Here is a 25,651-nt window from a genome sequence, read left to right as displayed (position 1 = left end):
TCGGTATCGGGTTGGATCACTGGCATGCTGCTCGCTCCCGCTCCCGTCTCCGCGCGCCCCACCGCGCCGCTCCGCGCCGGTCTCGTCTGCGCCGCGCTCGCGGCGCTGCTGCTGATCCTGGTGGCGGCCGAGTGGGGTCCGCTGATGGCGTGGGACCGGGCGGTCGCCGATGCGCTGCACCGGCGCGCGGTCACCGACCCCGGACTCACCCATGCGAACAGGCTGCTGAGCGACTGGGTGTGGGATCCCTGGACGATGCGCTCCCTGCTCGCGGCGGTCGTGGCGCTCCTGCTGTGGCGCCGCGAGCGGCTGCTCGCGCTGTGGGTCGCCGCGACGAGCGCGGGCGGCACGGCCGTGCAGCAGGGCCTGAAGGCGGCCGTGGGCCGGGAGCGGCCGCACTGGCCGGACCCGGTGGCCACCGCCTCGTACGCCGCTTTCCCGTCCGGGCACGCGCTGGGCGTGACGGTCGCGTCCGGGCTGATCGTCTGGCTCCTGGTGCTGCACGATGCCCGGCCCGTGGTGCGGGCGGCCGTCACGGCGGCGGGGGTCGTCAGCGCCCTGGGCGTGGGGTTCACGCGGCTGTTCCTCGGCGTGCACTGGTTCTCGGACGTGGTGGGCGGCTGGCTGACGGGAGTGGCCGTCGTCATGCTGAGCGCGGCGGCATATCAGCGTCTGGTCTTGAACCGGCCACGCTGAGCAGGCGAGGATCACGGGCATGACGATCAAGGGCGTTCTCTTCGACTTCTCCGGCACCCTCTTTCGCGTCGAGCCCGTGGGCGACTGGCTCTCCGCGGCGCTCGACGCCTGCGCCATCACGCTGCCGGAGGCCGAATTCGCCCGGTGCGCGCGGGAGTTGGAGGAGGCCGGTGCGCTGCCCGGCGGCGCCAACCCGCTGCGCGTGCCCGCGCATCTCGCGGAGCTGTGGAGCGTGCGCGACCGGGACGGCGAACTGCACCGGCGCGCGTACACGGGTCTCGCCCGCACGGTGGGGCTGCCCGACCCCCGCCTGTACGACCTGCTCTACGACCGTCACATGACCCCGGCCGCCTGGCGTCCGTACGCCGACGCCGGACCGGTCCTCGCCGGGCTGCGGGAGCGCGGGATCGGGATCGGCGTGGTGAGCAACATCGGCTGGGACCTGCGGCCCGTCTTCCGCGCGCACGGCCTGGACGACTTCGTGGACACGTACGCGCTGTCCTTCGAGCACGGGGTGCAAAAGCCCGACGCGCGGTTGTTCCAGGTGGCCTGCGAGGCGCTCGGGCAGGCTCCGGGCGGCGTCTTGATGGTGGGCGACGACCGCCGGGCGGACGGCGGGGCCGCGGCGCTCGGCTGCGCGGTGCACTTCGTGGACCATCTGCCGGTGCGGGAGCGCCCGGACGGCCTGCGGGCGGTGCTCGCGCTCGCCGGCGAAGGCCGCTGAGCGGGGCCGGGCAGGGCCGCTGAGCGGCGTCGGCGAAGGCCGCCGAGCGGGGCCGGGGAGGGCCGGCGGGGGAGATCACGGAGGGGGCCGCCGCGGGGGCGAAAAGGGGCCACTCGTCCGAGGTGATCCCCCGCGTCACCCCGAACGAGCAGCCCGTGCGCAGGTCAGACCCCGTGAAAGGGGTACCGCCCCGCGACAGCCTGAGTATATTGGCTCCGAGCCAGTCAACGCAGGAGTTACAGCATGTCCCCGCGCAGCGCATCGGTCAATGAAGAATTGCGCAGACGTTCTCGCGAGCGGCTGCTGCAGGCCACTGTGGAGCTGGTGGCGGAACGGGGCTACGAATCGACGACGCTCGGCGCCATCGCGGACCGGGCGGGCTCGGCCCGCGGCCTCGTGTCGTACTACTTCCCGGGCAAGCGGCAGCTGCTCCAGTCCGCCGTGCACCGCCTCATGCATCTGACCCTGGAGGCGGGCCTGGAGCGCGAGCCGCGGACCACCGACGGGCGTGAGCGCCTGGCCCGCGCCATCGACGCGATCCTCGGTCTCACCCACTCCCAGCCGGTCCTCATGCGGGCGCACATGGCGGGCATCCTGCAGGCCCAGGGGTTCGTGCGGTGCCCCGAGCAGCAGCGCCTGGCCGCCCTCCTCCGGGACACCATCGAGCGGTACGGCTCGCGGGACGTGGAGCACGAGTATCCGATGCTGCGCGCCAATCTGATGGGCGCCGTCTTCGCCGCGCTCCTGCCGGGCGCCCCCATGGACGCGGTGACCCTGCGGGCGGAGCTGTTCCAGCGCTACGGGCTCGACTGGGAGCAGGGCCTGCCGCCGCGGCCCGCTCCCTGACCGGCGGCGGGCGTCCGTCCGCCGCGGGTACGGCGGCGCAGCCCTGCGGGCGGCCGCGGTCCCGGCGCGGGCCGGGGCCTCGCGCCGGGCGGAGTCAGGAGTCGTCGCCCAGGCGCAGGGCCTCGCGGTCCGCCGCCTCGAGGACGCTGTCGAGCAGGCCGGGGAAGAGCGCGTCCAGGTCCGCGCGGCGCAGCCCGTTCATCTTGGCGGTGCCCCGGTAGGCCTGCTGGATCACGCCGCTCTCGCGCAGCACCCGGAAGTGGTGGGTGGTCGTCGACTTGGTGACGGGCAGCACGAAGTACGAGCAGGAGAGCTCGCCCCGGCCGGCGGCCAGCGCCCGGACCACCCGCATCCGCATCGGGTCGGACAGGGCGTGCAGGACGCCGTCCAGGCGGATCTCCTCGCGCGCCGGGTGGGCGAGTTCACGGGCGTTCGTCGTGGTGGTCACGGAGCTCATTGTACGAGGAGCGTCGTAGTTTGACACCTCCCGTACTACGACGAGTATCGTACGAAGCGATCCCGGCGCCGCACCGGCGCCCCGGGCCGTGTCGACTGGAGTCTGCCGTGTCTGCTGCGAGTGCCCTCTTCGAGCCCTACACCCTGCGGTCCCTGACGATCCCGAACCGGGTCTGGATGGCGCCGATGTGCCAGTACTCGGCCGAGGTCTTCGGGCCCGACGCCGGCGTCGCCGGCGACTGGCACTTCGCGCACTACGCGGCCCGCGCGGCCGGCGGCACCGGCCTGATCCTCCTCGAAGCCACCGCCGTCAGCCCCGAGGGCCGGATCTCGCCGGCGGACCTCGGCATCTGGAACGACGCCCAGGTCGCCCCGCTGCGCCGGATCACCTCGTTCCTGGAGAGCCAGGGCACCGTCCCCGGCATCCAGATCGCACACGCCGGACGCAAGGCCTCGACGGACCGCCCCTGGCGCGGCGGCGCGCCGCTGCCCCCCGCGAGCGCGGAGGGCTGGCAGCCGGTCGGCCCGAGCCCGGTTGCCTGGAGCGAGAAGCACACCGTTCCCACGGAATTGACGGTCCCTCACATCAAGCACGTCGTGGGTCAGTTCGCGGACGCGGCCCGCCGGGCGCTCGACGCGGGCTTCAAGGTCGTCGAGATCCACGGCGCGCACGGCTATCTGATCGGCCAGTTCCTCTCGCCGCACTCCAACCGGCGCACCGACCAGTACGGCGGATCGTTCGAGAACCGCACCCGCTTCGCCCTCGAAGTCGCCGACGCCGTGCGGGCGGTGTGGCCCGAGGAACTGCCGCTGTTCTTCCGCGTCTCCGCCACCGACTGGCTCACCGAGGGCGGCTGGACTCCCGACGACACGGTGCGCCTGGCCGCGCTGCTCGGGAAGCACGGTGTGGACCTCATCGACGTGTCGAGCGGCGGCAACGCCTCGGGCGTGCGCATCCCGGTCGGGCCCGGCTACCAGGTGCCGTTCGCCGAGCGGGTGCGCGGCGAAAGCCCCGTGGCGGTCGCGGCCGTCGGCCTGATCACCGAGCCCGCACAGGCCGAGAAGATCCTCGCCAACGGCGAGGCCGACGCGGTCCTGCTCGGCCGGGAACTGCTGCGCGACCCGTCATGGGCGCTCAGGGCGGCCCGCGAACTGGGCGCCGAGGTGCGGATACCGGACCCGTACGGCTGGGCCGTCTGACGTTGGGCCGCACGCTCAGCCGACGCCGAAGGGCTCGCTCACCCCGGTGAACGGGCCCTTCGCCGCGTCGTCCGCGTGGTACACGAGGCGGTAGGTGCCCGGCTCCGTGTCCGCGGGAATGTTCCAGGTGATCGTGGCGATCGAGGTCGCGCCGCCGGAGCGCGCCCAGCGGAACACCGTGGCCCAGTCCCCGTCGTCCGCGACGCGCCTCCACGGCCCGTCGTCCTCGCTACGCTCCACGGCGAGGTAACTGCCGTTCCTGCGCAGGTTGTTGGAGGGGTGTGCGGCGACGAAGGAAGCCGTGGCACGGCGGCCGATCAGGGAGAAGTCCAGGAGGTCGCCGAACCGCCGGCCCGGGTGCGGGACCTGTGCGGCGGGCCGGGGCTTGCGCGGGCGCGCCGGCACCGCGGGTTCCGGCGTGCCGGGATCCACCGGGACGCCGTCACGCATCGCGGTGGCGAGGCCCGCCACGGTCTGACAGAGCGCGGGCAGCTCCCAGCGCCCGAACAGGGTGCTGCCGCCCTCGTACTCCTGGGCGTCGTACTCCTCGGGCGTCGTCACGTAGTGCACGTATCCGTTGCTGTATCCGGCGACCAGGACGTCGGGCAGGTCCGCGCCGAGGATCGCGGCGACCGTGCGGCGCAGTCGCAGGCCCGCGGTGATGGTGACCTCGGCGGGCACACCGATGAGGAACAGCGGTCCGATGCGCAGGAGTTGAACCCTGGCGTGCTCCTGGACCATGGGCAGGAAACGGTTGACGGGGCCCGCGGGCAGGGCGAGCGCCTTGGGGTGCTGGGCATCGCGCAGGGCCGGCGCGAAGGGGTAGACGAGCCGCCGCGAGAGCGCGTCCCACAGCGGATTGGCTCCGGCCCCGAAGCCCTTGAATCCGGGGCCGTCGACGTGGGCGCCGGCGAACGCGGCCGCTCCCGCGACGGGCGGCGAGGTGCGGTGGGAGCGGCCGTCGCCGGTGAACGCGGGGCCCACGTCCACGGCGGAGAGGCGGATGTCCGTGGTGCGGACGTCGAGCCCGCCGAGGACCGGCCTGCCGCCGGTGAGCGCGGCGGCGGCCTCGTACTGGCGGGTCCCGATGATCCGGGTGTTCTCGAACTGGTCGTCGGTCGGCCCGCGGCCCGGCGCGAGCCCCAGGTTCGGCGAGATGTCTCCCGCGTTGGTCTGCGCGAACGCCGTCACCAACCGCGGTGTGCCGCCCGCGAGATGGTCGACGCCGGCGACCGTGCGCTCCCAGTGCAGGGCCGCGTAGCCCTTGTTGTCCGAGCTGACGAGACGGTTGCGGTTGGTCATGCTGGTGTTGTGGGTGGCGAACCAGTTCACGGCCGCGACGAGCCTGCCGTCGCGTTCGACGGCGAGCACCGTGGTCCGGGGGTCGATGGCGTCCGGGAAGTGCGCGCGGTCGGCCGCCGGGTTGCGCGCGAAGGCGCGCGGTGAGCGATTGACGCCGGCGTCGGTCAACTCGCCGTGCGCCAGCCTCAGTCGGGCCGGGGCGAGGTCGGCGATCGCCGCGCGGGCCGCTTCGGTGATGCCGTCGGTGATCGCGCGGAAGGTGAGTTCACGGAAGCCGCCGGTGTTGCCGTTGTAGAGGGCGTGGTGGAAGTAGCCGCCGGGCCCGCAGTGGGTGTGGGTGGCGGTCACCATCACTTGGGCGGCGCCGTACCCCTCGGGCAGCCGCCGCAGGACCTCCCGCACGACCGCGTCGGAGATCAGCGGCAGCTCGCACACCACCAGGAGCAGCCGGACCGCGCCCTCCTCGAAGGCGAAGGCGCGGGCTCGCTGCCGGGTGTGCAGGCCCGCGCTCTGCTGGTCCGCCTTGCCGTAGCCGAGCATGCCGCACTCGGCGACCTCCCCGGTGATGTCGGCGATGCCGCGCCCCGCCCGAAGTCCCATGAGGAGCAGGCTAGTTGACGTGGTCCGGGTCGGAGTCGGCGATCTGCTCGTACAGCGGCTGGGCCTGGAACCAGCCCGCGAAGTGGCCGCCGAGCTGGCCCCGGGTGTGCAGGGCCGTCTCGCGGTCGATGTGCCGGGGGGTGCCGGCGGCCATGGCGAGGAGCTGGGCCTGGCAGGAGCGTTCCATCGTGATGAACCACCACACCGCCTCGGCGACCGAGTGGCCGACGGTGAGCAGGCCGTGGTTCTGGAGGATCACCGCCTTGTACGCGCCGAGCGCGGCCGCGATCCGCTTGCCCTCCTCGGCGTCGCTGACGACGCCCCGGTAGTCGCTGTAGAGGCCGTGGTCCTCGAAGAAGGCGCAGGCGTCCTGGGTGATGGGGTCCAGGGGGATGCCGAGGGAGGAGAACGCCTTGCCGTGCAGGGAGTGCGAGTGGGCGGCGGCGACGGCGTCGGGGCGGGCCTGGTGGACGGCGCCGTGGATGACGAACGCGGCGCGGTTGACCGGCCGGGACCCGTACAGGAGGTTGCCCTCGTGGTCGACGAGGATCAGATCGGACGCCTTGATCCGGCCGAAGCTCATGCCGAACGGGTTCACCCAGAACCGGTCGGGGTGTTCCGGGTCGCGGACGGTGATGTGTCCCGCGACGCCTTCGGAGAACCCGAAGCGGCCGAACAGCCGGAATCCGGCGGCGAGTTGTTCCTTGCGGTAGCGGCGCTCGGCCTCGATGCCGTCGAAGACCGGAGGCATGGGAATCGTGACCCCTTCGGGCACCGGGCCGGCGGCGCCCGCGATCACCTCGGCGGGGGCGGGAGCCGTGACGTGGTCGGTCATGTGCGTTCCTCCTGAAGGGAGTGGGGGGCGCGCCCGGGGGGCCGCGTCGGAGAGATGCGGCAAAGGGGTGCGTGACGGGGTGGGCGGGCGCGGTCATCGGATACATTCACGTATCCGATACGCGCCTGGATGCTTTCCGAGCGCGTCCGCGCTGTCAAGGGTCCGGGAGTCGTCAGTGCCCAAGGGAACGACCAAGCGCCGGCCGCAGACGCTGGCCCGGCTGCTCGACGCCGCGCTCGAGGTGTTCGCGGAGTCGGGGTTCGGCGCGGCCAGGATCGAGGAAGTCTGCCGGCGCGCGGGCTACACCCGGGGCGCGTTCTACTCCAACTTCTCCTCCAAGGAGGAGCTCTTCTTCGCCCTCTTCGACGCGCACGCGGCGCGCGAACTGGAGCGCATCGGACGCCTGGCCGCCCGGACCGACGACCGGGACCTGTCGGTGGCGCGGATCGCCGCCCTGCTCGCGCACGTCGAACCCGACGAGCGCACCTGGTACCTGGTGACCACCGAGTTCACCCTGTACGCCATCCGCGATCCGCGGGCGGCCGTCCGGCTCGCCGCGCACGACGCCCGGTTGCGCGAGGAGGCTGCGGCCCTGCTCGGCGCCCTGCTGGCACGCGCCGGACTCCGGGCCCGCGGAGACCTGGCCGAACTGGTGCGCGTCGTGGTGGCGCTGCGTGAGGGTGCGCTCGGGCAGAGTTATGTGGAGCCGGACGTCCTCGCGCCCGGCGCGCTGGCGGGGCAGTTCCTCCCGTTCCTGCTCGACGCGGTGACCGAACCCGCGGACGACCCCGGCTGAGCTGGAAATTTCCCGCCGCGGAGGCTGTTGTCAGTGGCCGGGTGCACACTGGGCCACATCCGGAACAACGGCGTTTTGGAGGGACCGGCATGACCGAGGTACTGCTCACTGTGGGTACGCGCAAGGGGCTCTTTCTGGGCCGCAGGCGCGACGGGACGTGGACGTTCGACGGCCCCCACTTCAACGCCCAGGCGGTGTACTCCGTCGCCATCGACACCCGGCGGGCCGCCACCCCCCGGATCCTGGCCGGCGGAGACAGCGCGCACTGGGGGCCGTCGGTGTTCCACTCCGACGACCTGGGCCGCAGCTGGACCGAGCCGAAGCAACCGGCCGTGAAGTTCCCCCAGTTCACCGGGGCCTCCCTGGAGCGCGTGTGGCAGCTGCGCCCGGCCGGGCCCGAGGCACCGGGCGTCGTGTACGCGGGGACGGAGCCGGCCGCGCTGTTCCGCTCCGAGGACGGCGGCGAGAGCTTCGAGCTCGTACGGCCGCTGTGGGAGCATCCCACGCGCTCCCGCTGGGTCCCCGGCGGCGGAGGCGAGGGGCTGCACACCATCGTCACCGACCCGCGCGACAGCCGCGCCCTCACGGTCGCCGTGTCCACGGCGGGGGTGTTCCGCACACGGGACGGCGGGGCGAGCTGGGCCCCCGCCAACAAGGGCGTCTCGGCGGTCTTTCTGCCCGACCCCGACCCGGAGTTCGGGCAGTGCGTGCACAAGGTCGCCCAGGACCCGGTGGACCCGGACCGCCTCTATCTGCAGAACCACTGGGGCGTCTACCGCAGCGACAACGCCGGGGAGCAGTGGACGGACATCGGCGCGGGCCTGCCCTCGACCTTCGGCTTCGCGGCCGCCGCCCACCCCCGGCGCTCGGGCACGGCCTACGTCTTTCCGATCACGGCCGACTCCGACCGGGTCCCGGCGGACAACAAGTGCCGGGTCTTCCGTACCGAGGACGCCGGAAGGAACTGGGAGCCGCTCTCGGCGGGCCTGCCGCAGGAGGCGCACTACGGCACGGTGCTGCGCGACGCGCTCTGCACGGACGACGCCGAGCCCGCGGGCGTCTACTTCGGCAACCGCAACGGGGAGGTGTACGCGAGCGCCGATGACGGCGACAGCTGGCAGTTGCTCGCCTCCCATCTGCCGGACGTGCTGTGCGTGCGGGCGGCGGTGCTCGGTTGAGCGGCGGGCGAACGTGCCGGTCGCTGCGCCAGTAGAGTGACGCCCGTGGCAGCACGACCGTTGAAAGAGATCGTCGAGCCCGGCTGGGCGGACGCACTGGAGCCCGTCGCCGGAAAGGTCGCCGCGATGGGCGACTTCCTGCGCGAAGAGATCGCCGCGGGGCGCACCTATCTGCCGTCGGGGCCGCATGTGCTCAGGGCCTTCCAGCAGCCCTTCGCCGACGTGCGGGTCCTGATCGTCGGCCAGGACCCGTATCCGACACCGGGGCACGCCGTGGGGCTGTCGTTCTCCGTGGCGCCCGAGGTGCGGCCGCTGCCCGGCAGCCTGGAGAACATCTTCCGCGAGATGCACTCCGACCTGGGCGCCCCGCGCCCGTCCAACGGTGACCTGACACCGTGGACGAAGCAGGGTGTGCTGCTGCTCAACAGGGCGCTCACCACGGCACCCCGCAAACCGGCCGCCCACCGGGGCAAGGGCTGGGAGGAAGTGACCGAGCAGGCCATCAAGGCGCTGGTCGCCCGCGGCACCCCGCTGGTTTCGGTGCTGTGGGGCCGGGACGCCCGCAATCTGCGGCCCCTGCTGGGCGATCTCCCGGCGATCGAGTCCGCGCACCCCTCCCCCATGTCGGCCGACCGCGGGTTCTTCGGCTCACGGCCCTTCAGCCGTACGAACGAACTTCTGGAGCGGCAGGGCGCCCGCCCCGTCGACTGGCAACTGCCGTGACGGACGCCGGTGCGCCCTGGGTGCTCGGGGTCGACTCGGGTGGATCGGGGGTGCGGTTCGCGCTGCGCCGGGCCGAGCCGGGCGCGCGCGCCGGGCACTCCGGGCGCCCCGGGCACTCCGACCGCGCCGATCGGTCCGACCACTTCGATCGCTCAGGCCAACCCGACCGCTCCGGCGGCCCCGTCGCGACGGTCGTCTCGAAGGAGCCCGTACGGACCGGACCCGCCGGGATCGACCCCGGCCATCTTCTGGAGCAACTGCTCCCGGCCGTCGAGGAGTTGAGGAAAAGCACCGGGGCCGTCCGGATCACCGCGGCGGCGGTGGGCGCGGCCGGGATGGCCACCCTCGGCGACGGCCTGCGGGCCGAACTGCCGGGCGCCCTGTCCCGTGCGCTCGGGGTGCGCAGGCTCGCCCTTGCGGCCGACGCGGTCACCGCCTACGCGGGCGCGTTGGGTCAGCGGGCCGGCGCGGTGGTCGCCGCCGGGACCGGGATGATCGCGCTCGGCACGGATCTGACGACGTGGCGCCGCGCCGACGGCTGGGGACATCTGCTGGGCGACTGCGGCGGCGGAGCCTGGATCGGGCGGGCCGGTCTCGACGCGGCCCTGCGCCACCACGACGGACGGCCGGGAGGTTCCGCGCCGCTGCTGGCCCGTCTGGAGGCGGTGTTCGGGCCGCCCGCACAACTGCCGGGCCTGCTGTATCCGCGCGGCGACCGGCCCGCGGTGCTGGCCTCGTTCGCGCCCGAGGTCGCGGGCTGCGCCGGGTCCGACCCGGTGGCCGCCGGCATCCTGGAGGACGCGGCGCGGCACATCGCGGGGGCCGCCGCCGCGGTCTGCCCCACGAGCCTGGGCGAGACGTCTCACGTGGCGCTCACCGGTGGCCTGTTCAAGGTGGGTGAGCCCCTTCTCGCGCCGTTGCGACGGGAGTTGGCGCGACTCCTGCCGCAGGCGCGCACGGTCGAGGCGGCCGGGGACCCGCTCGACGGCTGCCTGGTCATCGCGGAGGGTCTCGCGGGAGGGGAATGGCGGCTTCCGCCCGACCCGCGCCTGCTGTGGATCGCGACCGAGTAGGGGCCGAGACGGATCGGGACAGTTGATCTTTATGCCACTCTCCGGGTAAATCGGGACAGATACCGCTCAGCTGTCCCCTCCCCGAACAGCCGCCCACGCAAAACCAGTAGCATGCGACGCCATGAGCACCCCCACTGGGCCAGCATCCGGCCTGCCCGTACGAATGCCGCGACCCCGCCAGTCCGGCCGGCACCGCCGCCCGGAACCGGTGGTTGCTCCGGAGGGCGCACCCGCGCTCGTTCTCGCCGTTCCCGGCGCCCCCGGCCCGGCCGTGCGCAGCCTGGCCGACGAGGTCATCAGCATCGCCCGCTCGGAGCTGCCCGGCCTGCACGCCCGCATCGGCTACCTGGACAGCACCGACGCCGACTCCGCCGAGTACCCCACGCTCGACGCCGTTCTCGCCCGCACCGCCGCCGAGCGCGCCGCGCGCGCCGAGCAGGCCCGCGCGGCGGGCCGCGAGAGCGCCGAGACCTCCGGGCCCGGCGGGCTCGACGCCGTGGTCGTGCCGCTGCTCGCGGGTCCCGACAGCGCCCTGATCCGCCGCATACGGCAGGCCGTCATGGACAGCCGTGCCGCCGCCGAGCTGACCGATGTGCTCGGCCCGCATCCGCTGCTCGCCGAGGCCCTGCACGTGCGCCTCTCCGAGGCCGGCCTCGCCCGCGCCGACCGCGCCCGGCTCTTCACGGTCGCGACCGCCGCCGACGGGATCATCCTGGCGACGGTGGGCGGCGAGGAGGCCGTACAGGCCGCCGGAATCACCGGCATGCTGCTGGCCGCACGCCTCGCCGTGCCGGTCATGGCCGCCGCGCTCGACCAGGAGGGCGCGATCGGCGCGATGGCCGACCAGCTGCGCGGCTCGGGCTCGGTCCAACTCGCGGTCGCCCCGTACCTGATCGGCCCGGAGGTGGCCGACGGGCTGCTCGACGCCGCCGCCAAGGAAGCGGACTGCTCCGCCGCCGAGGCGCTCGGCGCCTACCCGGCCATTGGCAAGCTGGTCCTGTCGAAGTACGCGGCCTCGCTGGGCATCACCCCGCAGGCGCAGGGCTCGCCGGTCCACTGACCGCACGCACGCGAGAGGCGGGGCCCGCACCGGACGACCGGGGCGGGCCCCGCCGCGTTGCGCGGTCGGGCCGGCCGAGTTGCCCACTCCGCGGCTGCCGGCCGTGTCACGACGCCGCCTGGAAGGGCGGGCGTCAGCGCGTCAGGCCGTCGACGCGTCGGCGCGTTGGCGCGTTGGCGCGTTGGCGCGTTGGCGCGTTGGCGCATCAGCAGAAGACGACGCATGACGCGGCGGGCGCTTGGAGGGAACCGGCTCGGGTGGGGATGCCGGTGGCGGTGTCGATGTCGAACCAGGTCACGTCGCCCGAGCGCTCGTTGGAGGCGTACAGACGGCGCCCCGACGGGTCGAGGGTGAGGTCGCGCGGCCAACGACCGCCGCAGCCCACGGTGGTGACGAGCCGGGGCTTGTCGGCGCCCTCGTCGAGCGCGAGGACCGCGAGGGAGTCGTGCCCGCGGTTGGCCGCCCACAGGAAGCGTCCGTCGTGGCCGACGACGACCTCGGACGGGTAGATCTCGCCGCTCGCGCCGTCCTCGACCACCCGTGTCTCGCCGAGCGGTTCGAGGTGCCCGGCCGCCGCGTCCCAGCGGCAGACCGTGAGCGTCGGTGCCAGTTCGTTGAGGACGTACGCGTGCAGCCCGCCGGGGTGGAAGGCGAGGTGGCGGGGGCCGCTGCCGGGGCGCAGTACCGCCTCGGAGTGCAGGCGCAGGGCGCCGCTGCCCCGGGCGAGTTCGCAGACGCGGACGGAGTCGGTGCCGAGGTCGACGCTGACGATCCAGCGGCCGCTCGGGTCCGCGAGCACCTGGTGCGCGTGCGGTGCGCGCTGCCGGTCGGGGTCGGGGCCCGAGCCGTGGTGCGCCAGGACGGACACGGGCCGGTCGAGCGTGCCGTCCGGGCGGATCGCCAGCGCGGTGACGCTGCCCGATTCGTAGTTGGCGGTGACGAGGTGCCCGGCGGCGAGGGCGAGGTGGGTGGGGCCCGCGCCGTTCACCGGGACGGGCTCGCCCAGGAGCCCCGGCACCGGGCCGGTGATGTCGAAGGCGGCAGCCGTCCCGTGGGAGGTCTCTCCCACGGCGTACAGGACGCGTCCGTCGCGCGAGGGCGCCAGGAACGACGGGTTGACGACGGCGGACGACGACCCGAGCGGGAGGAGCGCCCCGGTTCCCTCGTCCACGGCGACCGCGGTCACCCCGTGTCCGCCCGCCGTGGTGAACGATCCGATGAACGCCCGCGCGGCCCTGTCCGTGCCCACCGTGCCACCCATTCCGTCTCCGCCGAAGTCCTCACCGCGCGGGCCCGAACCGGGTCCCGGCCACACACCAGGTGGCGTGCTCCGGCGACCGTAGCAGGAGGTCTGGACCAACTGGGGTCGGCGGTGCGGGGCTTGGCGCTGCCGGTCAGGCCGACGGGCCCGGGAGATCGACGAGTTGAGCGGTGATGTCGCGCAATCCATCGGCATCTCGATAGTGATGCCCGGTCAGACCCGCGCGCCGGGCGGCTTCGACATGTCCCGGGGTGTCGTCCACGAACAGACAGCGACGGAGGTCCGCGCCCACCCGCTGGGCCGCCGCCTCGAAGACGAGGGGGTCGGGCTTGGCGACGCCGATACGGGCCGTGTTGACGACGGCGTCGAACGCGTCGGCGAGGCCGAGCCCGTGGAGGTCGTCCTCCAGGCGCGTGGTGGCGTTGGACACCAGCACTACGGGGACCCGGCGGCGTAGGCCGGTGAGGAGGGCCAGCACTTCGCCGTCCACCTCTCCGGTCAGCGCGCTCCACGCGCGCACCACCTCTCCCGCCGGGCCGGCGCCGAACGTCGCGGCGAGGTCCCTCGCGACCCGTGCCCGCCACTCCTCGTCGCTGATCGCGCCGGTGACCGCGTCGTCGAGCAGCGCCGGCCGGAACGCCGCGGCCGCCAGGGTCCCTTCGGGCAGCCCCGAGGCGCGGTCGAGCGCGGTCATTCCATCCGGGTCCCACAGGCGCAGAACGCCGTCGAAGTCGCAGAGCAGAGCGTCGAAGGGGCGGGCTTCGCTGTGTGAGGGCGGGGGCGTGAGCATGAACGTGATCCTGCCAGGGCGGCGTCGGACGGCTCCCGCGGGCCCGGCGTTCTCCTGCGGGCCGTGCGTGGCCGGTCGCGCAGCTCCCCCGCGCCCCTTGGGTATCGGGTCCCGGCCCGCATGGGCGGCCCCCGCCCGGTCGACTGCTCGGTGCAGGCCCGCATGGGCGGCCCCCGCCCGTCCCGGCGCGAGGACAGCGCGAACCTGGGCCGGGGCGGGCCTACGTGTCGGCGAGCGGGGAGCCGGGGGCGGCCTGGAGGGGGCTTCCCAGGCTCAGCAGGACTCGCTCCAGCTCGTGCAGGTGCGCCAGCGCCGGGTGTTCCGCGGCAGCGGCGGCCGGCTTGTGGACGGGCGACGACGAGCGGGGCGACGCGCTCGGCGCCGACGGGGAGGAGACGAGCACGGCCACCGCGGCCTCCACCCGCTCGCACGCGGCGGTCAGGCGCTGGTCGTGGGAGGCCTCGGCGTCGGCGGCCACCGCGGCCAGGCCGCGCGCCTCGCGGGCGCAGTCGTCGAGGTATCCGAGGATCTGCCGGGCCCTCGCCTTGCGCGCCCGTACGGGGTTGAGCGGGTGCACGAGCGGCGCGAGGGATAGCCGGACCCTGCCCAGGGTCAGCTCCAGTTGGGCGATGTGGGGCAGTGGGTCGGCGTCGTCGCCCGCGAGGCGCGCCGCCGCCGCGGCGGCGGAGGCCCGGACGCTGTGCAGCGCGTGGCGCACCCAGGCGTCCGTCGTGGCGTGGGTGGTGATGGGCAGCACGATCAGGACGGCGATGACGGACCCGGCCATGCCGACGCCCGTCTCGAGGAAACGCAGGGCGAGCAGATCGGTGTCGAGGACGCCGAGGAGCCCGTAGAGCAGGCTGGCCATGAGGGTGACCGAGAGCATCATCCAGGTGTAGGAGACGGCCGCCGTGTAGAAGATGCCGAAGACGCACAGCGCGATCAGCACGGCGGTGGGTACGGGCGCCCCGTGCAGGGGCACGGCCACCGCCAGGCCGGCCCCGGCGCCGATCACGGTGCCGAGGACCCGCCGGAATCCGCGGACCAGCGTCTCGCCCCGCGAGGTGGTGTTCACGAAGATCCACCACGTCGCGCCGACGGCCCAGTACCACCGGTCCGGTGACAGCAACTGGCCGACCGCTAGGGCGAATCCCGCTCCGACCACGGCTTGCACGGCCTGCCGCGTCGTCGCCCGGTACAGGCCCCGGCCCGGCGCCGGCACCACGAGCGCCGCCGTCGCGGGCCCGCCGCGCTCGTAGCACCACGCGCCGAACCGGACGGCCGCCGCGATCGCCAGGGAGAGCAGCACGGCCTCGTACAGCTCGGGCAGCTGGCTGGGCACCATGTGCAGGAACTGGGCGACGAAGAAGGACATGAACCCGAACACGCCGAGCGAGTGGCCGCGCGGGCCCCACCTGCGGGCGTAGACGCCCGCGCCCACGATGGCGAGGAACGCCAGGTCCCGTGCGAGGGGGACGTCGTGGAGGCAGGCCGCAAGGGCGAAGACGGGTAGACCGACCACCGGCAGCAGGGCGGTCGTGACCGCCTGGCCGCGGACGGTCGGATCCGTCACCGTGAAGAGCGCCAGGAGCGCCGCGAGGCCGCCGGTGATCGCCGCGACGAGTGAGTGGCCGGCCAGGCCGCACGCCACGACCGCGAGGCCGATCCCCAGGACGGCTCGCGACGCGCTGCGCAGCCGCAGCCTCCCCGGGTCGGGAGCCACGAACACCCTCTTCACCACGGACCCACTGCTCCTTGTCTCGGCAGGACATGAGAAAGGCGCTGCGGAGACCACAGCGCCATCGACCCACCCATGACATCACTTGTCGTCCCAATGGCTCAACTCGACGTCGCACTACTGGGCCAATGGTCCATGGTTCGGGCGTTTCTCTCGTCCACGCAGGCCCATCGGCCCAGCCATGGCGATGCTCAGGCCGTCAGCGCCGCCACGACCTTCGCGGTGAGGCGGTCCAGGTAGTCGTCGCCGGTCGGGGTGCGGACGACGGCCATGCGCCAGTAGACCGGGCTCGCGAGGAAGTCCAGGTTCAGCTCGGTGTCGGCGTCCGGCGGAAGCTCTCCGCGCTCGGCCGCGCGGCGCAGCAGGCGGGCGGCCTGTTCGCGGCGCGGGTCGCGCACCCTCGTCAGCAGGGCTTCGCCGAGTTCGTCGTTGCGCGACGCCTCGGCCATGAGGTCCGGAATGACGCGGATGGCGAGCGGATGGCTGAGCGCGGCGAACCAGCCGTGCAGGAACTCACGGACGTCGCCGCGGAGCGAGCCGGTGTCGGGGATGTCGGAGGCGGTGGCCACTTCGGAGACCAGTGCGACGGTCATGGCCTGCTTGGAGGGCCAGCGTCGGTACAGCGCCGCCTTGCCCGCGCCGGCCCGTCTGGCGACGGCCTCCATCGCGAGACGGCCGTATCCGGTCGCGGCCAGTTCCTCGAAGAACGCCGTCGTCAGCGCCCGGGTGACCTCGTCCTGAAGGACGGGGCCCCCGGCGACGCGCCGCTCCGCGGGCGGCGTGGGAGTGGTGGTGGCTGGATCGCTCATGCCGCCCAGCGTAATCGAGACGGAACGGTTGCGTCTCGACTGGTCACACCTTAAGCTCTAGCCGAGACGGAACGGGATCGTCTCGACTAAAGGTCGCGTTCCCGTGCGGCACCCAGCGAATGGACGGCACAGCATGAAGTTCCTCTTCGACGACGAGTCCTTCTCCTTCGAGACCCTGCGGGCGGCCGGGTTCACCGCCTATCAGGGGGCCGACCTCGGCGAGATCCTGGCCACCGCGCGCACCATCGACGACGGCGACGAACCGAGCTGGCACCGTTCGTGGAAGGCGACCGCCGAGCGCGTGGCCGCCATCGGCCGGCAGGCGCTCGCCGCCGGTCACCGGGTCAGCGCCCGCGAGGCCCTCCTGAGGGCGTCGAACTACTACCGCACCGCCGAGTTCTATCTGCGCTCCGCGCCGGCCACCGACCCCGAGGTCGCCCTGCTGTCGAGCGCCTCCCGCAGCACCTTCGCCGCGGCCGCCGCGCTCTTCGACTCGCCGGTGGAGAGCGTCGCCATCCCGTACGAGGACACCACGCTGCCGGGCTATCTGTTCCTGGTGGACGACAGCGGGACCGCGCGCCCCACCGTCGTCTACACCAACGGATACGACTCCACGGCGGAGGAGGCCTACTTCGTCATCGCCGCGGCCGCGCTGCGCCGCGGTTACAACGTGCTCGCCTTCGACGGGCCGGGCCAGGGCGCGGTACTGCGCGAGCAGAAGCTGGTCTTCCGCCCCGACTGGGAGGCGGTGTCCACCCCGGTCGTGGACTACGCCCTGACGAGGCCGGAGATCGACCCCGTGCGCATCACCCTGTTCGGATACAGCCTCGGCGGCTATCTCGTCGCCCGCGCCGCCGCCCACGACCACCGGGTGGCCGCGCTCATCCTCGACGACGGTGTCCTCGACTTCGGCGGCGTCTTCGATCGCGCCCTCCCCCCGGAGGTCATCGCCTGGATCGCCGAGGGCCGCGACGAGGCCGCCGAGGCCGCCCTCGCGGCCGCCGCCGCCGAGAACACCCAGGTGCGCTGGGCCCTCGACAACGGCGTATGGACGGTCGGCGCGCACTCCTACGCCGACCTGGTGCGCCGTTCTCGCGCCTACTCCCTCGAAGGCAGCGCCGACAAGATCGTCGCCCCCACTCTCGTCCTGGACGCCGAGAACGACCAGTTCTTCAAGGGGCAGCCCCGTCTGCTCGCCGATCGGCTCGTCAACGCCCCCGCCACCCTGGTCACGCTCTCGGAGGCCGAGGGCGCCGGCGAGCACTGCCACGTCGGGGCCTTCCACCGCGCCCACCAGGTCATGTTCGACTGGCTCGACACGGCCCTTCCGTCCGCCTGAACCGCACGCTCCGGCCCCGGCGGGTGCGGCGGCGCCGGTCGCCGGGGCGGACGGCAGGACCGGGCCGGGTCAGTGGCCCTTCAGCAGGCCCCGTACGTACGCGGCCTGGCCGGCGTGCTGGAGGTCGTCGCCGATGACGCTGATCAGCCGGACGCCGAGCGTGACGTGCGGGGTCCACCGCTCGTCGACGACGCGGTCGAGCGCCGCGTCGTCGAGGGCCCGCACGAACGACAGGGTCTGCTCGTGGACGGCGTCGTAGTAACCGCGCAACTGCTCCGCGGAGACGTCCTTGACCGCCGCCACCTGCTGGGCCGTGTGCCCGTAGCCCGTCTCCTCGTCGCCGAGCGCCAGGCCGAACCGGTCGGCCCAGCCCCCGGCCGTCCACACCTGGTCCCGGCCCGCGGCGTCGGCGACGTGGTCGTCCTGGACCCGCGTCAGGTGCCACACCAGCCAGGCGATGGAGTTCGCCTCGCCGTCCGGCCGGAAGGCCAGTTCCTCGGCCGAGAGGCCCTCGACGGCGGTGTGCACTTCCTCCTGGACGCGTCCGAACGCGTCCGCCACAACCTCTGCAGTATTCATCCGTCCATCCTCACGCCATCGGTCCGTCCGCGGGCGTCGACGCCCGCTCGACGTCCCACGCGTGCCCTGTTCGGAGCCGTCCTCACCCAGCCATGGACGCGGGCCGGCCCGTCAGCCGCCGAGCACGGACATCGCCGCACTCGCTCCGGAAGGCTCCGGAGCGGGCCCCTGTGCGGGCCCCTGTGCGTGCTCCTCGGCGAGTTCGCGTACGACGGCCATGTCGCTGAAGGGAATCAGTTCGTCGCCGACGATCTGGTGCGGCTCGCTGCCCTTGCCGGCGACGAGGACGATGTCGTCGGGACCCGCGGCGGCCAGTGCCGCCGCGATCGCCCGCCGCCGGTCGGCGATGCGCTCGAAGGGGGTGCCGGTCGCCGCCACGCCCGGGGCGATCTGGTCGAGGATCGCCTCCGGCGCTTCACCGCGCGGGTTGTCCGAGGTGAGGACGCACAGGTCGGACAGGCGTCCGGCGATCTCGCCCATGGCCGCCCGCTTGGTCGTGTCGCGGTCGCCGCCGCAGCCGAAGACGGTGATGACCCGGGCGGTGGCGAAGCTCCGGATCGCGGTGAGGATCTTCTCCAGCGAGTCCGGGGAGTGCGCGTAGTCGACGATGACGGAGGTCCCGCGACCGGTCACATGCCGCTCGAACCGGCCCGGTACCGGCGGCATCGACCGCAGAGCGCCCACCAGCACGCCGAGGTCGTGGCCGAGCAGATGGCAGGCGGCGAGGGTGGCGAGCGCGTTCGACACGGAGAAGCGACCGGGAACGGGGATCGCCGCGGGGTAGGTGCGCCCCTGGTGGTGCAGGGTGAACCGGCTGCCCGCGGCGTCCATGGCGATGTCGCCGGCCCAGTAGTCCGCCTCCGTGTCGAGGGCGTACGTGGTGGCCGTGTCCGGCATCAGCCGCCGCACGGTGGCGCCCATGGGGTCGTCGAGGTTGACCACGGCGCGGCGGCACAGGCCCTGGAACAGCCGCAGTTTGGCGTTGCCGTAGTTCTCCATGGAGCCGTGGTCGTCCAGGTGATCCTGCGTCAGGTTGGTGAACACCCCGAGATCGATGTGGGCGTCGTCGACCCGGTGCGTGAGCAGCGCCATGGAGGTGGCCTCCAGCACCACGGTGCCCGTGGCCCGGTCGCGCATGTATCCGAGGAGGTACTGCAGATCCGGGGACTCGGGCGTGGTCAGGACCGAGCGTGGCATCGCGACGCGCGCGTCGCCGATGCGGCTGCCGGAGGTGCCGATGACACCCACCCGCGCGCCCGCGGCGATCCGCAGCACGGACTCGATCATGTAGGACACCGAGGTCTTGCCGTTGGTGCCGGTGACCGCCACCACGTCCATCGAGCGGCCCGGTTCGCCGTAGTAGCGGGACGCGACCGCCGAGGCCGCCACACGTGCGTCCGGTACGCGTACGACGCACACACCGTCCGCGGGCCCGGCCGTGTCGTCGCCCTCCAGCAGGACGGCCACCGCCCCGAGTCCCAGGGCCCGGGGCACACCTTCCGATCCCCCTTCATGGTGGCCGGGCACAGCGATGTACAGCGCGCCGGGGGTCACCCGGTGGGCGTCGAAGGTGGGGGGCGCGCTGATCACCGTGTCGGTGTCGCCGTGGAGGACCTCGTGGCCGAAGCCGGTCAGGAGCTCGTTCAGTTGCATAGCTGTCCCCTCGATGGCGGCCGGCCGGCGCGCCATGAGGGACGGGCCGGTAACCGCGGTGATGACCATGGACCTGGCAGTCCGGCGCCCGTGAGGGGTGCCCGACGGTCGGGGATCGTGCTGTTGGGGGCCGACACGGCCCTGAGTGGGGGCGTCGGCGGCCGGCGCGGCGAAGCGGGGCGGCGTGGAATGGAACCGTACGAGATGCGCGCCGTACTCACGCGGCGTCGAGACGGGCGGCCCGGTGGCCCGGTGCACATGCGACTCGGCGCTGCGTGAGTCTACGCCCGGCGGGAGCGGCGCTCGCCCATACGAGGCCGGCGCCCCCGGGCGCACCGGTGGGCCGTCGGCACACCCGCTGCTCGCGGGACTGGGCCATGGGTACAGTCGCAGCCTTGTCGCCAGAGCCGTAACACCGCCAGAAGGGGCCGACGAGACATGGCCGTGGACACCCTCGACACCCGGATCCTGCGTCTGCTGATCGAGCAGCCGCGCACCAGCATCCGTGAGTACGCCCGCATCCTCGGCGTCGCCCGCGGCACGCTCCAGGCGCGGCTCGACCGGATGGAGCGGGACGGGGTGATCACCGGCACCGGCCCTGTGCTCTCCCCCGCGGCCCTCGGTCATCCGGTGCTCGCCTTCGTCCACATCGAGGTGACCCAGGGGCACCTCGACGAGGTCGGTGACGCCCTCGCGGCCGTGCCCGAGATCATCGAGGCGTTCTCGATCACCGGCGGCGGCGATCTGCTGACCCGTGTGGCCGCCCGCGACAACGGCCATCTCGAAGACGTCATCCAGCGGCTCATCCAGCTGCCGGGGGTCGTGCGCACCCGCACCGAGGTGGCGCTGCGCGAGCGGGTGGCGCACCGGCTGCTGCCGCTGGTGGAGTCGGTGGGGCGCGCCGCCGGGCGCTGAGTGCGATCGGGCAGGGGCGGCGGGGCCCAACCTGCCCGCCGGTGCGCGTGATGGGCGGGCGCCGGGCCCCAACTTGCCGATCTGTGCGTGCAAGGGGCGCGCCGTGGATCCCAACTTCCTTACGTGCGTGAGTGATTGACGGTAGGTCTGGACCAATCTACGGTGTGGGGCGCCACCCCTCGCACCTCCTCCTGTCCCCCCACGGTCCAGGACCCGCCGCGCCCCCGCTCCAGCGGCGCTCCCGGAGGCAAGGAGCACATCATGATCGGTCGTACGTTGCGTCTGCTGGGAGCCGGCCTCGTGCTGGCGCTCGCCGCGCAGGCCCCGGTGGCCGCCGCGCCGAGCGCGCCGCGGGCGGACACCTGCTCGCTCAAGCCGAGACCCTCGGGCAAGGTGCTCCAGGGCTACTGGGAGAACTGGGACGGCGCCGCCAACGGCGTTCACCCGGGGCTCGGCTGGATCCCCCTCACCGACTCCCGCATCCGCGACCACGGCTACAACGTCGTCAACGCCGCCTTCCCGGTGATCCGCTCGGACGGCACCGTCCTGTGGGAGGACGGCATGGACGCCACGGTGAAGGTGGCCACGCCCGCCGAGATGTGCCAGGCCAAGGCCGACGGCCAGACGATCCTCATGTCCATCGGCGGCGCCGCGGCCGGCATCGACCTCGGTTCGAGCGCCGTCGCCGACCGCTTCGTGGCGACGATCGTGCCGATCCTGAAGCGGTACAACTTCGACGGCATCGACATCGACATCGAGACCGGCCTGGTGGGCAGCGGGAACATCGCCACGCTCTCGCCGTCCCAGGCCAACCTCATCCGCATCATCGACGGCATCCTGGCCCAGATGCCGGCCGGCTTCGGCCTCACGATGGCCCCGGAGACCGCGTACGTCACCGGCGGCAGCGTGACGTACGGCTCGATCTGGGGGGCGTACCTGCCGATCGTGAAGAAGTACGCCGACAACGGCCGGCTGTGGTGGCTCAACATGCAGTACTACAACGGCAGCATGTACGGCTGCTCCGGCGACTCCTACGAGGCCGGAACGGTCGCCGGGTTCACCGCGCAGACCACCTGTCTCGACAAGGGCCTCACCGTGCAGGGCACCACGGTCAAGGTGCCCCTCGACAAGCAGGTACCCGGCCTTCCGGCCCAGCCGGGCGCCGGCGGCGGCTACATGACGACCGGTCAGGTCGCCCAGGCGTGGAACGGCTACGGCGGCCGGCTCAAGGGCCTGATGACCTGGTCGCTCAACTGGGACGGCGCGAAGAACTGGACGTTCGGCACCAACGTCAAGGCGCTCCAGGGGCGTTGAGGCGCCCCAGACGTGTCCCGCAGGCAAGCGGAAGGACACCTTCCGAGAACCTGCACATCCCGTGCGCAGACCCGTCACCGGGACCGCGGGCCGCCCCGGAGCGGCCGCCCCGGGCAGCGGCTTTGGTACGGGAGTGTCCCACTTCGGAAGGACCCGGGAAAAGAAAAGCGCGCACTCCCGGAATTCGTCCGGTGAAGCTCGTGAAGAATCTGCCCCCAAATCATGAACGTGCCTGCACCCACTGCCATTTAGAAAGGGGACACACCGCCTGATCAGAGCCGCGGCGATTGGCTGCGCACGCAGTCGGCGTGTTTTGATCCTGGCCACTGCGGGAGCACCGGCAAGGAGTTCCCGATAGGAAATGTCCCCATGAAAGGCAGAACCATGAACAACGCTCAGGTTGCGACCCTCGAGATCTCCGACGCCGACCTGGACAACGTGTCCGGCGGCCTGGTCGGCACCGCGCTCTCCAACGTGACCGGCACCGCCGACTCCGTGCTCCCCGTCTCGGGCATCGTCAACTCGGTCACGGGCCTCGTCGGCTCGGTCACCGGTGTGAACACGGGCGCCGTCACGGGCCTGGCCACGGGCCTCGTCGCCGGTCTCTGAGATCGCATTCGAGCCCCGGAACCCAACAGGTTCCGGGGCTCATTGCCGATCGTTCACGGCTGAGGGAAGAGTTCCGTGCAGTTTCGCCAACAGGCCCTTTCCAAACTGCAGTCGCCGGAGGAACTCGACCTGCCGGTGCGTTTCGCGCGCCCGCAGGGCAGGCTCGTTCTTCTGGTCACCGTGATGGTCATGGCCGCCGCCTGTTTCTGGGCCGTCGAGGGTTCCGTCTCCTCCACGATCGACGCCCCCGCCGTCCTCACGCACGCCCAGGGCAGCTATGTCCTGCAGAGCCCGGTGGCGGGCCAGATCACCGCGGTGTTCGCCAAGGAGGGCCAGTCCCTTGCCGCCGACGCGCCGCTCCTGAAGGTGCGTACCGCCCAGGGCGACCGGACCGTCCGTGTGATCGCCGCGGGGCGACTCACCGGTCTCGGCGCCACCATCGGATCCGTCGTCGCCACCGGCGCGAACGTGGCCAGCGTGGAACGCGCCGGCGGCCCCGACGACCCCCTGGTGGCCATGGTGTACGTGCCCGGCGACAGCGGTGCGCAGGTGCCGGTGGGCGCCCGCGTCGACCTCGGCGTGCAGTCCGTCCCGGCCGACCGGTACGGGGTGCTGCGCGGGCGGGTCGCCGCCGTCGGCAGGACCGCGCAGAGCGGCCAGCAGATCGCCGCGTTCCTCGGCGACGCCCGCCTCGCCGAGCAGGTGTCGCAACAGGGCAGACCCGTCGCGGTTCTCGTACGCCTGGACCGCGCGCCCACGGCGTCCGGCTACCGCTGGTCGTCGGCCGACGGCCCGCCGTTCGCCGTCGACTCCATGACCCCGGCCACCGCCACCGTCCACCTGGCCGACCGGCGTCCCCTCGATTGGCTGCTCCCGTGACCGCACCGCACACCACACCCCCCTCCCCCGGCCTCGCGCCCGCCGGTCACGGCCGCGCCGGGCCCGCGCCGGCCGGCCGCGCCCGGCGCTCCCGCCGTCGCCGACGGGCGCCCGGGGCGCGGCGCACGACGAGCGTGCGCACCCCCACCGTGCTCCAGATGGAGGCGCTCGAATGCGGCGCCGCCTCGCTCGCCATGGTGCTCGCCCACTATGGCCGCCACGTGCCCCTGGAGGAACTGCGCATCGCCTGCGGCGTCTCGCGCGACGGCTCACGGGCCAGCAACATCTTGAAGGCGGCCCGTAGTTACGGGCTGACGGCCAAGGGCATGCAGATGGAACCGGCCGCGCTCGCCGAGGTGCGTGCGCCGGCCATCCTGTTCTGGGAGTTCAACCACTACGTCGTGTACGACGGCACGGGGCGCCGGCTGGGCCGCCGGGGCGTCCACATCAACGACCCCGACAAGGGCCGCCGCTTCGTGGCGTCGGAGGACTTCGACACGAGCTTCACCGGCGTGGTCCTCGTCCTGGAGCCGGGCCCCGGCTTCCGGCGCGGCGGCCGCAGGCCCGGTGTCCTTCGCGCGCTGCCCGCCCGGCTGCGCGGCACCACGGGCACGATGCTCGCCTCGCTGCTCGCCAGCCTGCTCCTGGTGGCCGTCGGCGCCACGCTGCCCGCGCTGAGCCGCACCTACATCGACCTCTTCCTGATAGGCCATCAGAGCTCCTTGCTGGGTGTGCTGTTCGCGGCCATGGGCACCATGGTGGCGCTGACGGTCGTCCTGACCTGGCTCCAGCAGGCCAATCTGCTGCGCGGGCGGATCATCTCCTCCACGCTGAGCAGCGCCCGGTTCTTCCGTCATCTGCTGAGGCTGCCGGTCACGTTCTTCGCGCAGCGCAGTCCCGCCGACCTCGTGCAGCGGCTCCAGTCCAACGACGCGGTCGCCGAGACCCTGGCCAGGGACCTGACCGCGGCGGCCGTGGACGGCATCGTCGTGCTGCTGTACGCCGTCCTGCTGTGGACCTACGATCCGCAGCTGACCGTCATCGGGGTCGCCATCGCGCTCCTCAACGTCGTCGCGATGCGCGTGGTGGTGCGGCTGCGCGCCACCGGCACGCAGAAGCTGCGCGCCGACAGCGCCCGGCTCACCAACACCTCCTACACCGGGCTGCAGTTGATCGAGACGATGAAGGCGACCGGCGGTGAGAACGGGTTCTTCCGCCGGTGGGCGGGCCAGCACGCCACCACCCTCGACGAACAGCAGCGTCTGGGGGTGCCCAGCGCCTGGCTCGGCGTGGCCGCCCCCGCGCTCGCCACGCTGAACAGCGCGCTGATCCTGTGGATCGGCGGGCTGCGGGCGGTCCAGGGGCACCTCTCGATCGGTCTGCTCGTCGCGTTCCAGGCGCTCGTGACCCGTTTCACCGCCCCGGTCACCCGCCTCAACGGCGTGGCGGGGCGCGTCCAGGACTTCGCGGCGGACGTGGCCCGGCTCAAGGACGTCGAGAACTTCCCCGTGGACGCGCTGCACGCGCGGCCCGAGCCGCCCGCGAGCACCCGCCGCCTCAAGGGCCATGTGACGCTCGACGACATCACCTTCGGCTACAGCCCGCTCGACAAGCCCCTGCTCACCGGGTTCTCGCTGACCGTCGGACCGGGCCGCCAGGTGGCCCTGGTCGGCGGCTCGGGGAGCGGCAAGTCGACGGTGTCCCGGCTGATTTCGGGCCTGTACGCGCCTTGGGAGGGCACCATCCGCATCGACGGGCGGCGCCTGGAGGACATTCCGCGGGGCGCGCTCGCCGCGTCGGTGTCCTTCGTCGACCAGGACGTCTTCCTCTTCGAGGGCACGGTGCGGGACAACATCGCGCTGTGGGACCCCTCGATCCCGGACGACGCCGTCGTCGCCGCCCTCAAGGACGCGGCCCTGTACGAGGTCGTCGCGCGCCGCCCCGGCGGCATCCACAGCCGCGTCGAGCAGGACGGGCGCAACTTCTCCGGTGGTCAGCGCCAGCGCCTGGAGATCGCTCGGGCGCTGGTGCGCACGCCCAGCATCCTGGTCCTCGACGAGGTCACCAGCGCGCTGGACGCCGAGACCGAGCACGTCATCATCGACAATCTGCGCCGCCGCGGCTGCGCCTGCGTGGTCATCGCGCATCGCCTCAGCACGGTCCGCGACAGCGACGAGATCGTGGTACTCGACCACGGAAGCGTCGTCGAGCGGGGCCGTCACGAGGAGCTGGTCGCGGCCGGGGGCCCCTACGCCGAGCTGGTCAGGGAGCACTGA

At 73.0% G+C, this 25,651-nt stretch carries 24 protein-coding genes; 15 read left to right on the top strand and 9 right to left on the bottom strand.

What is annotated here, in order from left to right; translation table 11 throughout:
- The first annotated feature begins 24 nt into the window (after nt 1-24).
- From OG432_RS30865 to OG432_RS30855, 3 genes are all read left to right on the top strand, one after another.
- Nucleotides 25-696, top strand: a complete 672-nt coding sequence (locus tag OG432_RS30865; protein WP_328314236.1) for a phosphatase PAP2 family protein — start codon at nt 25-27, stop codon at nt 694-696.
- A 19-nt stretch (nt 697-715) separates the two neighbouring features.
- Nucleotides 716-1,420: an HAD family hydrolase gene (locus tag OG432_RS30860; RefSeq protein WP_328314235.1), complete on the top strand. Its 705-nt coding sequence runs from the start codon at nt 716-718 to the stop codon at nt 1,418-1,420.
- Between the two features lie 243 nt (nt 1,421-1,663).
- Entirely contained in the window at nt 1,664-2,266 is a 603-nt protein-coding gene (locus OG432_RS30855) for a TetR/AcrR family transcriptional regulator (protein WP_328314234.1), read from the top strand.
- Between the two features lie 94 nt (nt 2,267-2,360).
- On the opposite strand, the gene OG432_RS30850 is transcribed toward OG432_RS30855, so the two are convergent.
- Nucleotides 2,361-2,723, bottom strand: a complete 363-nt coding sequence (locus tag OG432_RS30850) for an ArsR/SmtB family transcription factor (RefSeq protein WP_328314233.1) — start codon at nt 2,721-2,723, stop codon at nt 2,361-2,363.
- A gap of 107 nt (nt 2,724-2,830) precedes the next feature.
- On the opposite strand from OG432_RS30850, the gene OG432_RS30845 reads away from it, so the two are divergent.
- A complete protein-coding gene (locus tag OG432_RS30845) occupies nt 2,831-3,922 on the top strand; it encodes an NADH:flavin oxidoreductase/NADH oxidase (RefSeq protein ID WP_328314232.1) in 1,092 nt (363 codons plus the stop codon).
- A 15-nt stretch (nt 3,923-3,937) separates the two neighbouring features.
- Here the strand turns inward: OG432_RS30845 and OG432_RS30840 are convergent, their stop codons facing one another.
- Both OG432_RS30840 and OG432_RS30835 read right to left on the bottom strand, forming a co-directional pair.
- Nucleotides 3,938-5,824, bottom strand: coding sequence for a neutral/alkaline non-lysosomal ceramidase N-terminal domain-containing protein (locus tag OG432_RS30840; RefSeq protein WP_328314231.1), 1,887 nt, complete (start codon nt 5,822-5,824; stop codon nt 3,938-3,940).
- A gap of 10 nt (nt 5,825-5,834) precedes the next feature.
- A complete protein-coding gene (locus OG432_RS30835; RefSeq protein ID WP_328314230.1) occupies nt 5,835-6,659 on the bottom strand; it encodes a class II aldolase/adducin family protein in 825 nt (274 codons plus the stop codon).
- Nucleotides 6,660-6,834: 175 nt separating this feature from the next.
- Here OG432_RS30835 and OG432_RS30830 point away from each other — a divergent pair, with 175 nt between their 5' ends.
- From OG432_RS30830 to OG432_RS30810, 5 genes are all read left to right on the top strand, one after another.
- The gene (locus OG432_RS30830; protein WP_328314229.1) at nt 6,835-7,455 is read left to right on the top strand and encodes a TetR/AcrR family transcriptional regulator; all 621 of its coding nucleotides are present in this window, start codon (nt 6,835-6,837) and stop codon (nt 7,453-7,455) included.
- Nucleotides 7,456-7,544: 89 nt separating this feature from the next.
- Nucleotides 7,545-8,633 carry a WD40/YVTN/BNR-like repeat-containing protein gene (locus tag OG432_RS30825; protein WP_328314228.1) on the top strand — a complete coding sequence of 363 codons (1,089 nt, stop codon included), beginning with the start codon at nt 7,545-7,547 and terminating at the stop codon, nt 8,631-8,633.
- A 45-nt stretch (nt 8,634-8,678) separates the two neighbouring features.
- Entirely contained in the window at nt 8,679-9,356 is a 678-nt protein-coding gene (locus OG432_RS30820) for a uracil-DNA glycosylase (RefSeq protein ID WP_328314227.1), read from the top strand.
- On the top strand, nt 9,353-10,429 hold the full coding sequence (locus tag OG432_RS30815) for an N-acetylglucosamine kinase (protein WP_328314226.1): 1,077 nt from the start codon (nt 9,353-9,355) through the stop codon (nt 10,427-10,429). Before OG432_RS30820 ends, OG432_RS30815 begins: the two co-directional genes overlap by 4 nt.
- 121 nt (nt 10,430-10,550) lie before the next feature.
- On the top strand, nt 10,551-11,489 hold the full coding sequence (locus tag OG432_RS30810) for a sirohydrochlorin chelatase (protein ID WP_328314225.1): 939 nt from the start codon (nt 10,551-10,553) through the stop codon (nt 11,487-11,489).
- A 205-nt stretch (nt 11,490-11,694) separates the two neighbouring features.
- Here OG432_RS30810 and OG432_RS30805 read toward each other — a convergent pair whose 3' ends face one another.
- From OG432_RS30805 to OG432_RS30790, 4 genes are all read right to left on the bottom strand, one after another.
- The gene (locus tag OG432_RS30805; protein WP_328314224.1) at nt 11,695-12,750 is read right to left on the bottom strand and encodes a lactonase family protein; all 1,056 of its coding nucleotides are present in this window, start codon (nt 12,748-12,750) and stop codon (nt 11,695-11,697) included.
- Between the two features lie 133 nt (nt 12,751-12,883).
- Nucleotides 12,884-13,540 (bottom strand): HAD family hydrolase, encoded by a 657-nt coding sequence (locus tag OG432_RS30800; protein WP_328314223.1) that lies wholly within the window; start codon nt 13,538-13,540, stop codon nt 12,884-12,886.
- Nucleotides 13,541-13,760: 220 nt separating this feature from the next.
- Nucleotides 13,761-15,281 (bottom strand): FUSC family protein, encoded by a 1,521-nt coding sequence (locus tag OG432_RS30795; protein ID WP_328314222.1) that lies wholly within the window; start codon nt 15,279-15,281, stop codon nt 13,761-13,763.
- A 188-nt stretch (nt 15,282-15,469) separates the two neighbouring features.
- On the bottom strand, nt 15,470-16,087 hold the full coding sequence (locus OG432_RS30790) for a TetR-like C-terminal domain-containing protein (RefSeq protein WP_328314221.1): 618 nt from the start codon (nt 16,085-16,087) through the stop codon (nt 15,470-15,472).
- A gap of 133 nt (nt 16,088-16,220) precedes the next feature.
- On the opposite strand from OG432_RS30790, the gene OG432_RS30785 reads away from it, so the two are divergent.
- Entirely contained in the window at nt 16,221-17,426 is a 1,206-nt protein-coding gene (locus OG432_RS30785) for an alpha/beta hydrolase family protein (protein WP_328314220.1), read from the top strand.
- Between the two features lie 69 nt (nt 17,427-17,495).
- Here OG432_RS30785 and OG432_RS30780 read toward each other — a convergent pair whose 3' ends face one another.
- Entirely contained in the window at nt 17,496-18,005 is a 510-nt protein-coding gene (locus tag OG432_RS30780) for a mycothiol transferase (RefSeq protein WP_328314219.1), read from the bottom strand.
- 111 nt (nt 18,006-18,116) lie between these two features.
- Complete coding sequence (locus tag OG432_RS30775; RefSeq protein WP_328314218.1) at nt 18,117-19,658, bottom strand: UDP-N-acetylmuramoyl-L-alanyl-D-glutamate--2,6-diaminopimelate ligase; 1,542 nt, start codon at nt 19,656-19,658, stop codon at nt 18,117-18,119.
- A gap of 438 nt (nt 19,659-20,096) precedes the next feature.
- Between OG432_RS30775 and OG432_RS30770 the strand changes: the two genes are divergently transcribed.
- The 5 genes from OG432_RS30770 to OG432_RS30750 all read left to right on the top strand — a co-directional run bounded on the left by OG432_RS30770 (nt 20,097) and on the right by OG432_RS30750 (nt 25,651).
- Nucleotides 20,097-20,573 carry an Lrp/AsnC family transcriptional regulator gene (locus OG432_RS30770; RefSeq protein WP_328314217.1) on the top strand — a complete coding sequence of 159 codons (477 nt, stop codon included), beginning with the start codon at nt 20,097-20,099 and terminating at the stop codon, nt 20,571-20,573.
- Between the two features lie 261 nt (nt 20,574-20,834).
- Nucleotides 20,835-21,887, top strand: a complete 1,053-nt coding sequence (locus OG432_RS30765) for a chitinase (RefSeq protein WP_328314216.1) — start codon at nt 20,835-20,837, stop codon at nt 21,885-21,887.
- 384 nt (nt 21,888-22,271) lie between these two features.
- Nucleotides 22,272-22,496: a type A2 lantipeptide gene (locus tag OG432_RS30760; protein ID WP_328314215.1), complete on the top strand. Its 225-nt coding sequence runs from the start codon at nt 22,272-22,274 to the stop codon at nt 22,494-22,496.
- A 75-nt stretch (nt 22,497-22,571) separates the two neighbouring features.
- The gene (locus tag OG432_RS30755; protein ID WP_328314214.1) at nt 22,572-23,375 is read left to right on the top strand and encodes an HlyD family efflux transporter periplasmic adaptor subunit; all 804 of its coding nucleotides are present in this window, start codon (nt 22,572-22,574) and stop codon (nt 23,373-23,375) included.
- A complete protein-coding gene (locus OG432_RS30750; protein ID WP_443058488.1) occupies nt 23,360-25,651 on the top strand; it encodes an NHLP family bacteriocin export ABC transporter peptidase/permease/ATPase subunit in 2,292 nt (763 codons plus the stop codon). The genes OG432_RS30755 and OG432_RS30750 overlap by 16 nt, the downstream gene beginning before the upstream one ends.

This window comes from Streptomyces sp. NBC_00442 (assembly GCF_036014195.1).
Lineage (GTDB): Bacteria > Actinomycetota > Actinomycetes > Streptomycetales > Streptomycetaceae > Streptomyces.
Note: the sequence above shows the minus strand (reverse complement) of the source record. Positions and strands in the feature narration are given on the sequence as shown.

Excerpts from the sequence above, each read along its gene's own strand:
- OG432_RS30865 (WP_328314236.1), top strand. The coding sequence starts at position 25 with ATGCTGCTCGCTCCCGCTCCCGTCTCCGCGCGCCCCACCGCGCCGCTC.
- OG432_RS30860 (WP_328314235.1), top strand. The coding sequence starts at position 716 with ATGACGATCAAGGGCGTTCTCTTCGACTTCTCCGGCACCCTCTTTCGC.
- OG432_RS30855 (WP_328314234.1), top strand. The coding sequence starts at position 1,664 with ATGTCCCCGCGCAGCGCATCGGTCAATGAAGAATTGCGCAGACGTTCT.
- OG432_RS30850 (WP_328314233.1), bottom strand. The coding sequence starts at position 2,723 with ATGAGCTCCGTGACCACCACGACGAACGCCCGTGAACTCGCCCACCCG.
- OG432_RS30840 (WP_328314231.1), bottom strand. The coding sequence starts at position 5,824 with ATGGGACTTCGGGCGGGGCGCGGCATCGCCGACATCACCGGGGAGGTC.
- OG432_RS30835 (WP_328314230.1), bottom strand. The coding sequence starts at position 6,659 with ATGACCGACCACGTCACGGCTCCCGCCCCCGCCGAGGTGATCGCGGGC.
- OG432_RS30825 (WP_328314228.1), top strand. The coding sequence starts at position 7,545 with ATGACCGAGGTACTGCTCACTGTGGGTACGCGCAAGGGGCTCTTTCTG.
- OG432_RS30810 (WP_328314225.1), top strand. The coding sequence starts at position 10,551 with ATGAGCACCCCCACTGGGCCAGCATCCGGCCTGCCCGTACGAATGCCG.
- OG432_RS30805 (WP_328314224.1), bottom strand. The coding sequence starts at position 12,750 with ATGGGTGGCACGGTGGGCACGGACAGGGCCGCGCGGGCGTTCATCGGA.
- OG432_RS30800 (WP_328314223.1), bottom strand. The coding sequence starts at position 13,540 with ATGCTCACGCCCCCGCCCTCACACAGCGAAGCCCGCCCCTTCGACGCT.
- OG432_RS30790 (WP_328314221.1), bottom strand. The coding sequence starts at position 16,087 with ATGAGCGATCCAGCCACCACCACTCCCACGCCGCCCGCGGAGCGGCGC.
- OG432_RS30785 (WP_328314220.1), top strand. The coding sequence starts at position 16,221 with ATGAAGTTCCTCTTCGACGACGAGTCCTTCTCCTTCGAGACCCTGCGG.
- OG432_RS30780 (WP_328314219.1), bottom strand. The coding sequence starts at position 18,005 with ATGAATACTGCAGAGGTTGTGGCGGACGCGTTCGGACGCGTCCAGGAG.
- OG432_RS30775 (WP_328314218.1), bottom strand. The coding sequence starts at position 19,658 with ATGCAACTGAACGAGCTCCTGACCGGCTTCGGCCACGAGGTCCTCCAC.
- OG432_RS30770 (WP_328314217.1), top strand. The coding sequence starts at position 20,097 with ATGGCCGTGGACACCCTCGACACCCGGATCCTGCGTCTGCTGATCGAG.
- OG432_RS30765 (WP_328314216.1), top strand. The coding sequence starts at position 20,835 with ATGATCGGTCGTACGTTGCGTCTGCTGGGAGCCGGCCTCGTGCTGGCG.
- OG432_RS30760 (WP_328314215.1), top strand. The coding sequence starts at position 22,272 with ATGAACAACGCTCAGGTTGCGACCCTCGAGATCTCCGACGCCGACCTG.